13 protein-coding genes and 2 tRNA genes are annotated in these 13,768 nt (G+C 37.2%); 9 read left to right on the top strand and 6 right to left on the bottom strand.

All coding sequences use genetic code 11. The features are described 5' to 3' along the window. Positions 1–5: 5 nt before the first annotated feature. From KEM10_RS08135 to KEM10_RS08115, 5 genes are all read left to right on the top strand, one after another. Positions 6–803: an arsenite methyltransferase gene (locus KEM10_RS08135; RefSeq protein ID WP_212215490.1), complete on the top strand. Its 798-nt coding sequence runs from the start codon at positions 6–8 to the stop codon at positions 801–803. 3 nt (positions 804–806) lie between these two features. Further along, positions 807–1,835 carry an ACR3 family arsenite efflux transporter gene (arsB, locus tag KEM10_RS08130; protein ID WP_212215489.1) on the top strand — a complete coding sequence of 343 codons (1,029 nt, stop codon included), beginning with the start codon at positions 807–809 and terminating at the stop codon, positions 1,833–1,835. A gap of 35 nt (positions 1,836–1,870) precedes the next feature. Next, entirely contained in the window at positions 1,871–2,317 is a 447-nt protein-coding gene (locus KEM10_RS08125; protein ID WP_244825643.1) for a hypothetical protein, read from the top strand. A 101-nt stretch (positions 2,318–2,418) separates the two neighbouring features. After that, complete coding sequence (locus tag KEM10_RS08120; RefSeq protein ID WP_212215488.1) at positions 2,419–3,807, top strand: aminopeptidase P family protein; 1,389 nt, start codon at positions 2,419–2,421, stop codon at positions 3,805–3,807. Positions 3,808–3,919: 112 nt separating this feature from the next. Further along, complete coding sequence (locus KEM10_RS08115) at positions 3,920–5,020, top strand: C1 family peptidase (RefSeq protein WP_212215487.1); 1,101 nt, start codon at positions 3,920–3,922, stop codon at positions 5,018–5,020. A 62-nt stretch (positions 5,021–5,082) separates the two neighbouring features. Here the strand turns inward: KEM10_RS08115 and KEM10_RS08110 are convergent, their stop codons facing one another. From KEM10_RS08110 to metK, 6 genes are all read right to left on the bottom strand, one after another. Further along, on the bottom strand, positions 5,083–6,372 hold the full coding sequence (locus tag KEM10_RS08110) for a nucleotide sugar dehydrogenase (RefSeq protein WP_212215486.1): 1,290 nt from the start codon (positions 6,370–6,372) through the stop codon (positions 5,083–5,085). 3 nt (positions 6,373–6,375) lie between these two features. Further along, the gene (locus tag KEM10_RS08105; RefSeq protein WP_212215485.1) at positions 6,376–7,401 is read right to left on the bottom strand and encodes a Gfo/Idh/MocA family protein; all 1,026 of its coding nucleotides are present in this window, start codon (positions 7,399–7,401) and stop codon (positions 6,376–6,378) included. Continuing rightward, positions 7,402–7,986, bottom strand: a complete 585-nt coding sequence (locus tag KEM10_RS08100; RefSeq protein ID WP_212215484.1) for an acyltransferase — start codon at positions 7,984–7,986, stop codon at positions 7,402–7,404. After that, positions 7,979–9,109, bottom strand: coding sequence for a DegT/DnrJ/EryC1/StrS family aminotransferase (locus KEM10_RS08095; RefSeq protein ID WP_244825641.1), 1,131 nt, complete (start codon positions 9,107–9,109; stop codon positions 7,979–7,981). Before KEM10_RS08095 ends, KEM10_RS08100 begins: the two co-directional genes overlap by 8 nt. A gap of 30 nt (positions 9,110–9,139) precedes the next feature. After that, positions 9,140–10,777, bottom strand: a complete 1,638-nt coding sequence (locus KEM10_RS08090) for a hypothetical protein (RefSeq protein ID WP_212215483.1) — start codon at positions 10,775–10,777, stop codon at positions 9,140–9,142. Between the two features lie 142 nt (positions 10,778–10,919). Further along, positions 10,920–12,167, bottom strand: coding sequence for a methionine adenosyltransferase (metK, locus tag KEM10_RS08085; protein WP_212215482.1), 1,248 nt, complete (start codon positions 12,165–12,167; stop codon positions 10,920–10,922). 368 nt (positions 12,168–12,535) lie between these two features. Between metK and KEM10_RS08080 the strand changes: the two genes are divergently transcribed. The 4 genes from KEM10_RS08080 (at position 12,536) to radC (ending at position 13,767) form a co-directional block, all read left to right on the top strand. Further along, positions 12,536–12,607: transfer RNA gene (locus KEM10_RS08080), tRNA-Glu, on the top strand. A 37-nt stretch (positions 12,608–12,644) separates the two neighbouring features. Further along, complete coding sequence (rpsT, locus tag KEM10_RS08075) at positions 12,645–12,896, top strand: 30S ribosomal protein S20 (protein ID WP_212215481.1); 252 nt, start codon at positions 12,645–12,647, stop codon at positions 12,894–12,896. A gap of 13 nt (positions 12,897–12,909) precedes the next feature. Further along, positions 12,910–12,981: transfer RNA gene (locus KEM10_RS08070), tRNA-Glu, on the top strand. Between the two features lie 87 nt (positions 12,982–13,068). Next, complete coding sequence (radC, locus tag KEM10_RS08065; RefSeq protein WP_212215480.1) at positions 13,069–13,767, top strand: RadC family protein; 699 nt, start codon at positions 13,069–13,071, stop codon at positions 13,765–13,767. The last annotated feature ends 1 nt before the right edge of the window (position 13,768 follow it).

Below are 13,768 nucleotides of genomic sequence, written 5' to 3'. Positions count from 1 at the left end.
AAACTATGAAACCTGAAGATTTAAAATTAATTGTAAAAGAAAAGTACGGCCAAATTGCCAACAAAGGCAATAACACTACTTCGTGTTGTGGCAGTACCAATTGTTGCGGAGAGGTTGATTATAGCAATTTTGCTGATAGTTATGATGAGCTGAAAGGCTATAACCCGGAAGCTGATTTAGGATTGGGTTGTGGTTTGCCAACGGAATATGCGGGTATTAATCAAGGTGACTCAGTTCTTGATTTAGGAAGTGGAGCGGGCAATGATTGTTTCGTTGCACGTCAGTTAGTGGGTGCAGAAGGCAAGGTTACTGGCATTGACTTTACTGATGAAATGTTGGAAAAAGCCAAAGCAAATGCTTTAAAGCTCAATTATACCAATGTTAAATTTGTGAAAGGTGATATTGAAGATATGCCTTTGCCTGAAAACGAATATGACGTGGTGGTGAGTAATTGTGTTTTAAATTTGGTTCCCAATAAAGAAAAAGCTTTTTCAGAAATCTTCAGGGTTTTAAAGGATGGAGGTCATTTTTCTATTTCAGATGTGGTTTTAATAGGTGAATTGCCGTCAGAATTGCAGAGTGCAGCCGAGATGTATGCCGGATGTGTTTCCGGGGCAATTCAAAAAGACGATTATCTGAATGTGGTTAGTGAAATTGGATTTAAAAATATAGAAATTAAAAAAGAGAAAGTAATAATAGTGCCCGATGATATTCTTCTGAAATATATCTCTAAAGAAGAACTTAATCAATTCAAAACAAACGGAGCGGGTATTTTTAGTATTACTGTTGTGGGGACGAAATAAAGTATGGAACAGAAAAAACAAATTGGATTCTTTGAGAAGTATCTCACCATATGGGTAGCCTTGTGCATTGCTGCAGGAATTATCATCGGACATTTTTTTGGAGATGCAGTTAATGTAATAAGTGGGTTGGAAGTTTCAGGTGTAAATGTATTGGTGGCAGTTTTGGTATGGTTGATGATTTACCCAATGATGCTTCAAGTGGATTTTACCAGTATTAAAAATGTAGGTAAACGACCGAAAGGTTTAATTCTTACTTTGGTAGTTAACTGGGTAATCAAACCTTTCACTATGGCCTTTTTTGCATGGATCTTCTTCGATAAGCTATATGCTGCTTTTATCGATCCGTCGCAGGCCGGCGAATACATTGCAGGTGCTATTTTATTGGGAGCAGCGCCATGCACCGCAATGGTTTTTGTGTGGTCTTATCTTACAGATGGAGATCCAAATTATACCTTGGTTCAGGTATCGGTAAACGATTTGATTATTTTAGTAGCCTTTGTGCCTATTGTCGGACTTTTATTGGGAATAACCAATATAACTATTCCATATGATACATTGGTGGTAAGTGTGGTGGTATTTGTTGTTGTTCCATTGTTGGCCGGAACTATCACCAATAGAATGTTAATTAAGAGAAAAGGAGAAAAGTGGTTTACCCAAACCTTTCTTCCTAAGTTTAAACCTGTAAGTATTATTGCACTATTGGCAACTTTGGTTCTGCTGTTTGCTTTTCAAGGGCATAATATTACTAGTCAGCCATTAATCATTCTTTTGGTAGCTATTCCGCTTACATTACAAACGTATTTTATCTTTTTTGTGGCATGGTTTGGAGGACGAAAACTAAAATTGCCCCATGCTGTTTGTTCGCCAGCAGCTATGATTGGGGCCAGTAACTTTTTTGAGTTGGCAGTGGCAGTTGCTATTGCTCTGTTTGGGTTACATTCACCTGCAGCCTTGGTAACGGTTGTTGGAGTTTTGGTTGAGGTACCGGTAATGCTTTCGTTGGTGGCTTTGGCTAATCGCTGGAAGTACTAATCAGAAGAATCAAATAAAAAGAAAGCAGGAGATATATGAACAATCTTCTGCTTTCTGTCTTTTATGTCTTGTCAAATGATTATTTTTGCAGCATGATTTATTTAGTGTTAGGAATCGTTTTGGCCTTGATTGTGGCAGTGATTTTTTCACGCAAATCAAAACCAGGCGAAGAGGAAGAAAGTAAGGTTGAAGTGCCTGATGACTGTTGCGGTGCTCACGAGGTTTGTGAGTCTGATAGTCTGCTAAGTGCAGATGGGAAAGCAGAATACTTTGAAGATGAGGAGTTGGATAACTACAAAAGTAAAAAGCCGGATAGCTACTCCGATGAGCAAATAGAAGAATTCAGAGAAGTATTATACACTCTTAGAGAACGTGAGGTGGCAGCCTGGTTAAAAAGTTTACAAGCTCGCAGTATTAACCCACCTGAAATTATCCGCGAAGAAGCTCTTATGATTGTGGCAGATAGACGATTTGCTAATTAAACAATTAGCCAATTAATCGGAAATCAGATAATCAAACAATTGTCATATTCAAGCTCTGAGAAAAGCGGTATCTTGAAATCCTAATTCAAAATACAGTTCGCATGTTTTCAAAAGACGTATATATAAATCGCAGAAAAAAGCTGCAATCTAGAGTTGAATCTGGTATCATACTGATGTTGGGTAACAACGATTCTCCCATGAACTATGCTGATAATGTTTATCATTTCCGTCAGGATAGTACATTCTTATATTTTTTTGGAATTGATTTGCAGAACCATGCAGCCATTATCGACATTGATAATAATAAGGAATATCTGTTTGGTGATGATATTTCATTGGGTCACATAATATGGATGGGACCTCAGCCAACAATGGTTGAGAAAGCCGCTCAGGTAGGAGTTGAGAATGTTAAGCCAATGACTGATTTGACTAAAGTCATCGGAGATGCTGTTAAACAAGGACGAAAAATCCATTTCAATCCGCCATACCGAGGTGAAAATATAATGCTGTTGAGTGATTTGCTCGATGTTCATCACTCAAAGGTAAAAGAGATGGCTTCGTTAGAGTTAACTAAAGCTTGCATTGCTATTCGTTCAGTCAAAGAACCTTGTGAAATAGAGGAGATGGAGCGTCACATGGCTACTGCCTATAAAATGCATACTACAGCCATGATGATGGCACACGATGGAGTAAGTGAACAAGAGATTACCGGAGTGTTAGAAGGTGTATCAATGTCGGGCGGTGGAATGGTTTCTTTTCCTATTATCTGCAGCAAAAGAGGAGAAACACTTCATAATCACAATCACGGAAATATCTTGCGAAATGGTGATCTTCTTTTGGTGGATGCTGGAAGTGAATCGCCTTTGCATTATGCAACCGATCATACCAGAACCACTGCTGTTGGAGGTAAGTTCTCGCAGCGTCAGAAAGAGATATACGAAATAGTGTTGGCTGCCAATGATACAGCTCGCGAAGCCACTAAGCCAGGAATTACTTATAAAGAATGCCATTTGGTGGCAGCACGAACAATTGCTTCGGGATTGAAGGATTTGGGATTGATGAAAGGTGATGTAGATGAAGCGGTCGCCCAAGGAGCACATGCTATGTTCTTTCCGCATGGTTTAGGCCATATGCTTGGCTTGGATGTGCATGATATGGAAGATTATAACGATACTTTGGTGGGATATATGGATGAGATGGAACGCAGCTCTCAGTTTGGGTTGTCAGCCTTGCGTTTGGGTCGTACTTTAGAGAAAAATTGGGTGGTAACCAACGAGCCTGGTATCTATTTTATTCCTGCTTTAATTGATACCTGGAAGGCTGAAGGTAAATTCACCAATTTTATCAATTACGATAAAGTGGAAACCTATAAGGATTTTGGAGGCATTCGCCTGGAAGATGATATACTGATAACAGAAAATGGTTGTCGTATTTTAGGAGAAAGAATTCCAATTACCATCGATGAGGTGGAAGCTACTGTAAAAGGTTGAAAGTAAATAGTGCTGCCTACGCTTGTTGAAGGAGAAATTAAAAAAAGACTATATTTGGATGAGCTCTTCCCGGAGCTCATTTTTTTATCTGATAAACCAAAATCATTAAAGAATGAAACGAATTATTAACCTGTTGCTGGGGTTGGTGTTGATTGCAAATGTCAATGCCCAGAACGAATCAAAATTTGAATTTACTGATGTTTACAACATCAAAACAACACCTGTAAAAAGTCAGGATAGAACAGGTACATGTTGGGCTTTTAGTACCACTTCGTTTGTTGAAACGGAAGTTATACGCCTTGGAGGGCCAGAACTGGACTTGTCGGAGATGTATTTTGTTCGCTATGTATATCCTAAAAAAGCTCAAAAATATGTGATGTTGCACGGAAAGGGTAATTTTAGTCAGGGAGGTTTGGCTCATGATGTGATGAATAGTATCCGTGCATATGGTATGGCAACAGAAGAGGCGTATCCGGGTCGCAGAGAAGTAAGCAAACCACACAATCATACCGAGTTGGAGTTATCACAAAAAGTATTGTTGGATAATTTTATCAGTCAACGTTCGGCTTCCCCAAATCCTGTTTGGTATGAAGTGTTAGGCAGTGTGCTGGATAATTATTTAGGAGAAATTCCTGAAAAAGTAGATGGAAAGACACCTCAGGAATTTGCTGCAAAGATGAAGATTAATCCTGATGATTATATTGAATTGACTTCTTACACAAACTACCCATATTATAAGCTAGTTGATCTGGAAATTCCTGATAACTGGTCGCACGACCGATTTTATAATCTGCCACTGGATGAATTAATGGAGGTTATTAATAATGCATTGGCTAATGGTTATTCAATGGTGTGGGATGGCGATGTAAGCGAGAAGTTCTTTTCACATAAGGAAGGTGTTGCTTTGGTTCCTGCTGATGAAAGCAAGGGATTTGAACCTCAGGCTGAGAAAAGTATTACACCAGCAATTCGTCAGGAGGCTTTTCTGTCATGGCAGTCCACCGATGATCATTTAATGCATATAACCGGAATGGTTAAAGATCAGAATGGAACAGTCTATTACAAAACAAAAAATAGTTGGGGCGAAAAAAGTAATGCCTTTGGTGGATATTTAAATATGTCGGAGAGTTATGTGCGTTTGCATACGGTTTCGGTGATGATTCATAAAGATGCGTTGCCAAAGAGTATTGCTAAGAAAATTAAAGTGAAATAATTATTATAAGAAAGCCGGATAATCTTTTTAACTATCCGGCTTTTATTTTTAAATATTGTATATTACAAACTCCAGTATGTAAGGTTATTTATTTTTCCTCTATAAATACCTTTAATGTCAACAAAAACACCTTCATCAACCATAATAGATTTAAAATAGGCTTCATCAAGTTTTACATATTCAGTATGGTTAACAGCTACAATAATACCATTGTATTTTTCCTTAATTTCATCAATTAATCCATAACCATATTCATGCATCAACTCATCAGAAGAAGCATGTGGGTCAATCACATCCACATGTACACTAAATGACTTTAGTTCATTAACAACATCAGCCACCTTCGAATTTCTTATATCACTTACATTCTCTTTAAAGGTAGCACCCATTACCAGAACTTTGGCTCCGTTGATTTTATTGCCGTTGGAAATCATCTTTTTTACAATGGTTTTGGCAACATAACCACCCATTGAGTCATTAATGGTTCTTCCTCCGGTAATTATTTTTGAGTGATAACCCAGTTCGTTGGCTTTATAGGTTAGGTAGTATGGATCAACTCCAATACAATGACCTCCAACCAGACCAGGGAAGAATTTCAGGAAATTCCATTTCGTTCCGGCAGCTTCCAATACTTCAAAAGTATTGATATTCATTCGGTCGAAAATCAACGAAAGTTCATTCATTAAAGCGATGTTTACATCTCGCTGAGTGTTTTCGATAATTTTGGCTGCTTCTGCTACTTTTATTGAACTAGCTTTATGGATTCCTGCTTTAATAATGCTGGCATAAACTGCTTCAATAACCTCTGCCGACTCAGTATCACTACCCGAAACGATCTTTAATATCTTTGTTAGGGTATGTTCTTTATCTCCCGGATTAATACGTTCGGGACTGTAACCAACCTTAAAGTCTTCGTTAAACTTAAGTCCTGATTCCGCTTCCAGTATAGGAACACAATCGTCTTCGGTACAACCTGGATAGACAGTTGACTCAAACACAACATAGTCACCTTTTTTTAATGCTTTACCTACTGTTTTGGTAGCTCCTAAAAGTGGCTTCAGGTCAGGTAGGTTATGTTGGTTGATAGGAGTAGGTACTGCTACCACATGGAAGTTGGCTTGCTTTAAATCTTCAGGCTTACTGGTGAAAGTAATATCGCATCCATCAAAAGCTGAACTTTCCAATTCATCACTTGGATCAATGTTTTTGCGCATCAAATCAACTCGTTCTTCTTTGATGTCAAATCCAATAACTGACATTTTTCTTGCAAATTCTAAAGCAATTGGTAAGCCTACGTAGCCAAGTCCCACAACGGATAATTTGATTTCCTTTTTGAGTAATTTTTCTAACATGATTTATAAGTTACTAGGTTTATTTTGGTAAATTCTTTCAATCATTTCAACTACTTTTAGCCCTTCTAAGGCATTAGTAGTAATGGTTGTATTTCCTTTTAACACTTCTACAACATTATCAATAATATAATGATGGTTGGCGGCCGATCCTTTATAAGGTCCGTAGTCGTTTGGAGGATTGGATTCAGCCAAAACCGGCATTTCATAATCTTTGACATGACATTCAACTACCTCGTTCATATACTGACCCGAAACTTTAACAGTACCCTGGTTTCCGATAATGGTAATGCTGCTTTCCAGGTTTTTATCCCATACAGCAGTGCTGTAATTAAGGCTTCCAGTGCCACCATTAATAAAATCAAAGGTTACAAAGCCGCTGTCTTCGAAATCGGTGGAGTGTTGATGAGCAAAATCTTTAAAGTTGCCATTGATATTGGTTATATCGCCAAATAGCCAGTACATAATATCAATGAAGTGAGAGAACTGGGTGAATAAAGTTCCTCCATCAAGCTCTTTATTGCCATGCCAATTACCGTTACTGTAATAGCGATCATCGCGGTTCCAGTAACAATTGAGCTGAACCATAAAGATATCTCCCAAGCGTTTTTCTTCTACCATTTCTTTCAACCAAACACTTGGTGGCGAGTAACGGTTTTGCATTACGGCAAATACCTGCTTTGACATTTGCAAAGCTTTAAAAATTACTTTTTCAGCATCTGTCTTATTCAATGCCATTGGTTTTTCTACCACTATGTGTTTTTTTGCTTCTAAAGCTTCGATGGCTTGTTTGGCATGTAATCCATTGGGTGTGCATATATTAACAACATCTACTTCTGGGTGATTGGTTAATAAATCATTGACTGAATGATAATATGGTAAATCGCTATCCCAATTTAGTTCTTCTTGTTTTTTAATGTCGCAAATAGCTACTAATTCGGCTCCGCTATTACGTTTTATCATTTCGCAATGACGCTTGCCAATATGTCCAAGGCCAATTACAGCAAATTTTATCTTTTGATTTGTACTCATCTATTTAGTTAACTTTCTTACGTTGTTATGCTCCAGTAAATATTTCTCATTACTTTCGGGGCAAATGGCTATATTTTCATCATTAAATTCGAGTTGATGTCCATACTCACTCATCCAGCCAATCTGTTTTGATGGATTACCCACAACCAAAGCATAAGCCGGAATGTTTTTAGTTACCACAGCTCCAGCGCCAATAAAAGCATATTCGCCAATGTCGTGACCACAAACCACAGTAGCATTGGCGCCTATGGTAGCTCCTTTTTTAACAGTTGTTTTTTGATAATCGCCTCTTCTGTTAATGGCACTTCGTGGATTGATGACATTGGTAAACACCATTGACGGACCCAAAAATACATCATCTTCACATATAACGCCGGTATAAATAGAAACATTGTTTTGCACTTTAACATTTTTGCCCAGTTCCACATCGGGTGAGATGACTACATTTTGGCCAATGTTGCAGTTATCACCAATAATGCAGTAAGGCATGATGTGTGAGAAGTGCCATATTTTAACTCCATCACCAATAATACATGGATCGTCAATTACGGCTGTTTCGTGGGCGAAATAACTCTTGCTATTCATGATTAAAAAAGCGTTTAATGGTAGTGGTGATATCCTTTAATTGTTCTTCTGTTAGCTCGGTGTGCATGGGTAAAGATAGTACTTCAGAGCTTAATGTTTCGGAATTAGCTAAGCTGATATCTTTATCCTGATACTCAGTAAAAGCCTCTTGCTCGTGCAATGGCACCGGATAATATACCATTGATGGAATATTATTTTCTTTCAGATAGCTTTGTAATTCATCTCTTTTCCCATCTTTTACTTTTAAAGTGTATTGATGAAAGATATGATCTGATTTAGAAGATTTGGATGGTATTTGTAAATCTTCAATGTTTTTTAGTTCCTGATCATACCAACTTGCAGCTTTTTGTCTTCTTTGGTTAAAGTTATCCAGATGCTTTAGCTTGGTATCTAATATAGCAGCCTGCAAAGTGTCGAGTCTTGAGTTAATACCTATAATCTGATGATAGTATTTTTTCTTAGAGCCATGATTAACAATCATGCGCATTTTCTCAGCCAATGCATCATTGTTGGTAAAGCATGCTCCGCCATCACCAAAACAGCCAAGGTTTTTTGATGGGAAAAACGATGTACAACCAATATCACCAATGGTACCTAGTTTTGTTATCGTGGAATTGAACTTATAATCGCAACCAATAGCTTGAGCAGTATCTTCCACCACACTAAGGTTATATTTTTGGGCAATTGGCATGATGGCATTCATCTCGGCTCCTTGTCCGAACAGATGTACTGGAATGATAGCTTGTGTTTTGGAGGTGATGGACTTTTCAATCTCTTCAGGAATCAAGGTGAATGTATCGGGATCAACATCAACCAAAACAGGTTTTAATTTTAATAATGCAATCACTTCAACGGTGGCAATAAATGTAAATGTTGATGTTATTACTTCATCGCCAGGCTGAAGGTCCAAAGCCATTAAAGCAATTTGCAAGGCGTCTGTTCCGTTGCCGCAAGGTATTACATGTTTTACATTCAGGTATTCTTCAAGATTTGATTGAAATGATTTTACGGCAGGACCATTGATAAAATTAGTTTGTTCTAATACATTGGCCATAGCATCGTCAATTTCGCTTTTTAGTCTTTTATATTGACTTTGCAGGTCTACCATTCTATGTTGTTTCATTCTGTCTTCCTTTGGTGCGGTTTAAATATTTTAAAAGCCGAAGTTCATACCTATTGAAACGATTTGATTACCTGCTAAGAAATAGGGGTTAATGTACTTTTCTTTGTCAGGTCCACTGTATGAATTTTGTTGATATTCAACAAAAACATATCCATCATTTATAATCTGATAACGGCCTTTGAGGGTAAAATTAGTATTTTTATATCGTACTTCATTCATGAAAGGTAATCCTCTTCTAATTTCTTCCTGATCCTGATTAATCTCAGGATGTAAGTCCATTTCATTGTCATCAAAAATATGTTGATAATCTTTCCCTTTTCTGATATAGGTATAGTTGGCCGTAAGATCCAAACCTCTCATTGGCTTAAATTTGATCATCAAGAAGAGTTCATCTGAATTATCAAGAGTATAACTTCCTAATGAATATTGATTGCTCATGTATGTTAGGGAAGGTACAAAGTGTTGATAAACTAATGGCCTGGTAATAGTATATTCTGCAGTAATGGAAGTGTTGGGAAACAGATCTGTTACTCTGGTTCCAATTTTCCAAGCTATATCGTTCGATTGCTCATCTTTTTTAAACATGTTATTTATGCTGATCTCGTCAATAAAAAGACTGGTGTATAAATGAAGTTTTTTTATCTGCCGACTATTGATGTCGATAAACATTTGTGCATTTTGTCCAACCCAATTATCCCACGAGTTATATGTATGGTCGGCCGATTTATAGAAAAGAAAGGGTACAGCAAAAGTGGGGTTGAAATTTACATCGCTGTAGACTATTGAATTACCAAATGAGATATTGAACTTTTTCCAGGGGCGAACAGTAAACATGTTGGCCGCAATAAATTTATTTGTAAAGGCTTCTCGTTCCCCATTGAAAACTGGGTACGTTCTTGAACTATCAATTACCTCACTTATCAACCAGCCATGTATGTAATTAAAGTCAAACCATTTTGTAGGTGACATTTTAAATGAAATGTATCCGTAAGAAGGTGTTCTACCAGAAAAGATGGTTGATTGACTATAGTTATTTCCCCATTGAAAATGATCTTTGTGTAAGCCAACACTTCCCCATTTCCAAGAATAAACAATGCCACCCCGGGTCTCGGAGTAGTCTTTATCGTCATTGTCTCCCTTGTATACTGCACCAGGCCTTTGGGTAATGTATCCAGGACCGCCTAAAAATTGTGATTCATAATTGTCTCTAAGGCTACCATAAATTGCAACATGGTCACCAATGGAGCCATAAAATTCAGCACCTCCCCATCTGTGGTACACCGTTTTATTGCTATTGTTAAAAAATTGCCCGCCAATAATAGGATTGATTGTAAGTTTAAAGAGAGAGTCGCTATGATAGAAAAGATCCCAACGCTTATCAAATGATTTTCCAGTTTGTAGCTCCTTATTAAAGTCTTTTAGATAAAATGTAAGTTCTTTTTGTTGCCTCGGTGTTAAAGCTGTGTTCTGGTCGCAACTTACAAGCCAATTAGCAATTTGTTGGCGATTGTAAGGTTTGATGCATGAATTAATATCGATTAGTCCTTTGTTGGCTAATTCATCAATGAAATCGTAAACGGTTTCATTACTTATATGATATGGGATATCCTGACTCTTTATTAATGTAATCGATAATGAAAGGAATATGGCTAAAATGGACTTTCTCATTATTTGACATTCTGGTTGGATTCGAAGGTAATAAAAGGCAGAATGTCTTCAAATTGAACTTGATAAGAGGTGTGTTTGTGGTGATGTATGCAAAAGAAAAGGGGACCTAATAGTCCCCTTTGTATAATGTTGCTTATTAATTTTAAAGGCTAAATACCTCTTTTACTTTATTGACATAGTCAAGTTTTTCCCAAGTAAAGAATTCTACTTCCTTCATTAGTTTCTGACCATTTTCGATAAATTCTACTTCATCTTTATATGGTGTACGACCTACATGACCATAAGCTGCTGTTGGTTCAAAAATTGGATTCTTCAAACCAAAACGTTTTACAATGGCGCTTGGACGCATGTCAAAAATACCCTCCACTTTTTCAGCAATCTGTCCATCTGTTAGGTTTACCTTAGCTGTTCTATATGTATTAATGTATAAACCAACAGGCTTAGCTACACCAATAGCGTATGCTACTTGTACTAAAATCTCATCAGCTACACCCGCAGCCACAAGGTTCTTGGCAATATGACGGGTTGCATATGCGGCTGAGCGGTCAACCTTAGAACTGTCTTTACCACTAAAGGCACCTCCACCATGAGCTCCTTTACCACCGTATGTATCAACAATTATTTTACGTCCAGTAAGACCAGTATCTCCATGAGGACCTCCAATTACGAACTTACCTGTAGGATTAACATGTAAAATATAATCATTAAACAGGTGTTGTTGATCTTCAGGTAAGATGGCTTTAACTCTGGTTATTAATATATTTTGAACGTCTTCCTTAATTTTAGAAAGCATAGCCTCATCTTCATCAAACTCATCATGCTGCGTTGAAACAACAATAGTATGTACTTTTAAAGGCTTGTTATTCGAATCATACTCAATGGTTACCTGACTTTTTGAGTCTGGACGCAAATAAGTCATTTCTTTTTCTTCGCGACGAATAGCTGCCAACTCCTTTAATAATATATGAGATAAATATAAAGGAAGTGGAAGGTAGTCTTCGGTATCTTTACAGGCATAACCAAACATCATTCCCTGATCGCCGGCACCTTGTTCATCTTCACTTTCTCGTTCCACCCCTCTGTTAATATCTGGTGATTGCTCATGTATAGCCGAGATAACACCACACGATCCTGAATCAAACATATAAGCAGCATCTGTATAGCCAATTCTTTCAATAACACGGCGAGCTACATTTTGAGTAGGAACAAAACCTTGTGTTTTTACTTCACCACTAAGTACAACAAGACCCGTGGTAACTAATGTTTCACAAGCAACTTTGGATTCAGGATCCTGTCGAAGCAATTCATCAAGAATTGCATCAGAAATCTGATCAGCTACTTTGTCCGGATGACCTTCCGAAACCGATTCGGATGTAAATAAATATCCCATATCAAATACACTATTACAACAACTTCTATGAGTTGCATATTGTTATTACTTAAAAATGATATGTGAAAAAGGAAGTTTAAAACGAATGTATGCGTTTTAGCACTTTTTTTGAGTGGTTGCAATCAGCCAAATCCTTCCACTTTTCACGAGTGACAAAGTAATAAATTTCTAAAATGATGCGCAAGTGAAATAAGAGTAATTTGTCTTGTATCGGATATTTTTATTTGTAATTGAGCTATTTACCAATGATGTTAACATTTTGGAGTAAATTTTTTGTATTTTTTTTTGAAAAAATATTTGGAGGGAATTGAATTTGCTATATCTTTGCATCCGCATTTGAGACAGATATGATAGTCCAAACGCAATAAGGTCCCTTCGTCTAGTGGTTAGGACGCAAGGTTTTCATCCTTGAAACAGGAGTTCGATTCTCCTAGGGACTGCAAAAGTAAAAGATTTAACAATATTATTTGTAGTAAGATGGCAAATCATCAATCAGCAAAAAAGAGAATACGTCAGATAGAGAAGAGAAGACTTCACAACAGATATTACGCTAAAACAACTCGTAATGCAGTGAAAGAGTTGAGAGGAACATCTGAGAAAGAAGCTGCTCAGGACTTGCTTCCTAAAGTAACCTCTATGCTAGACAAATTGGCGAAAAGAAACATTATTCACAAAAATAAAGCTGCTAATTTAAAGTCAAAATTAGCTAGCCATGTGAACAAGCTTTAATCAAAGCTTCTAAGGTCCCTTCGTCTAGTGGTTAGGACGCAAGGTTTTCATCCTTGAAACAGGAGTTCGATTCTCCTAGGGACTGCTAATGCCTTCCATTGTAATGGAAGGCTTTTTTTATGTCAAATTTTTCATTTTCATAATACATCATTATCTTGATAAAAAGATTCTGATGAAACCATACCAACACCTTAGTATAAAGGAATGGGCCTTAGAAGACCGGCCGCGTGAAAAACTGCTCGAAAAGGGATTGTCTTCACTATCGGATGCTGAGCTTTTAGCAATAATATTAGGATCAGGAAGTTCTAAGCAAAGTGCTGTTGATCTTGCTAAGGAAATACTAAAAGATTGCAATAACAATTTAAATGATTTGGGTAAAAAAACAGTTTCCGATTTAAAAGGGAGTTACCATGGTGTTGGAGATGCTAAAGCAATAAATGTGGTTGCTTGTTTAGAATTGGGGAGACGTAGAAAACTACAAGATCCCAGACAGCGGATAAAGATTACCCAAAGTAAAGATGTATACGATATTTTTCAGCCTGTTTTGGGTGATCTTCCTCATGAAGAATTCTGGGTTTTATTATTGAATAGATCCAATAAAGTTATTACCCGCTATAAAATCAGTCAAGGAGGAATTGCCGGAACCGTTATTGATGTTCGCTTGATACTGAAATCAGCTATTGATAATCTGGCATCATCAATAATCTTATGTCATAACCATCCTAGTGGAAATATACAACCCAGTGACATGGACAGGCAAATAACTCAAAAAATGAAGGAAGCAGGTAAGATTATGGATATTCCTGTTTTAGACCATGTTATTATTACTGAATCAGCCTATTATAGTTTTGCCGATGAAGGGGAGATGTAAG

Source organism: Carboxylicivirga linearis (genome assembly GCF_018271995.1).
Classification (GTDB): domain Bacteria; phylum Bacteroidota; class Bacteroidia; order Bacteroidales; family Marinilabiliaceae; genus Carboxylicivirga; species Carboxylicivirga linearis.
Note: the sequence above shows the minus strand (reverse complement) of the source record. Positions and strands in the feature narration are given on the sequence as shown.

Excerpts from the sequence above, each read along its gene's own strand:
- KEM10_RS08135 (WP_212215490.1), top strand. The coding sequence starts at position 6 with ATGAAACCTGAAGATTTAAAATTAATTGTAAAAGAAAAGTACGGCCAA.
- arsB (WP_212215489.1), top strand. The coding sequence starts at position 807 with ATGGAACAGAAAAAACAAATTGGATTCTTTGAGAAGTATCTCACCATA.
- KEM10_RS08125 (WP_244825643.1), top strand. The coding sequence starts at position 1,871 with ATGAACAATCTTCTGCTTTCTGTCTTTTATGTCTTGTCAAATGATTAT.
- KEM10_RS08120 (WP_212215488.1), top strand. The coding sequence starts at position 2,419 with ATGTTTTCAAAAGACGTATATATAAATCGCAGAAAAAAGCTGCAATCT.
- KEM10_RS08115 (WP_212215487.1), top strand. The coding sequence starts at position 3,920 with ATGAAACGAATTATTAACCTGTTGCTGGGGTTGGTGTTGATTGCAAAT.
- KEM10_RS08110 (WP_212215486.1), bottom strand. The coding sequence starts at position 6,372 with ATGTTAGAAAAATTACTCAAAAAGGAAATCAAATTATCCGTTGTGGGA.
- KEM10_RS08105 (WP_212215485.1), bottom strand. The coding sequence starts at position 7,401 with ATGAGTACAAATCAAAAGATAAAATTTGCTGTAATTGGCCTTGGACAT.
- KEM10_RS08100 (WP_212215484.1), bottom strand. The coding sequence starts at position 7,986 with ATGAATAGCAAGAGTTATTTCGCCCACGAAACAGCCGTAATTGACGAT.
- KEM10_RS08095 (WP_244825641.1), bottom strand. The coding sequence starts at position 9,109 with ATGAAACAACATAGAATGGTAGACCTGCAAAGTCAATATAAAAGACTA.
- KEM10_RS08090 (WP_212215483.1), bottom strand. The coding sequence starts at position 10,777 with ATGAGAAAGTCCATTTTAGCCATATTCCTTTCATTATCGATTACATTA.
- metK (WP_212215482.1), bottom strand. The coding sequence starts at position 12,167 with ATGGGATATTTATTTACATCCGAATCGGTTTCGGAAGGTCATCCGGAC.
- rpsT (WP_212215481.1), top strand. The coding sequence starts at position 12,645 with ATGGCAAATCATCAATCAGCAAAAAAGAGAATACGTCAGATAGAGAAG.
- radC (WP_212215480.1), top strand. The coding sequence starts at position 13,069 with ATGAAACCATACCAACACCTTAGTATAAAGGAATGGGCCTTAGAAGAC.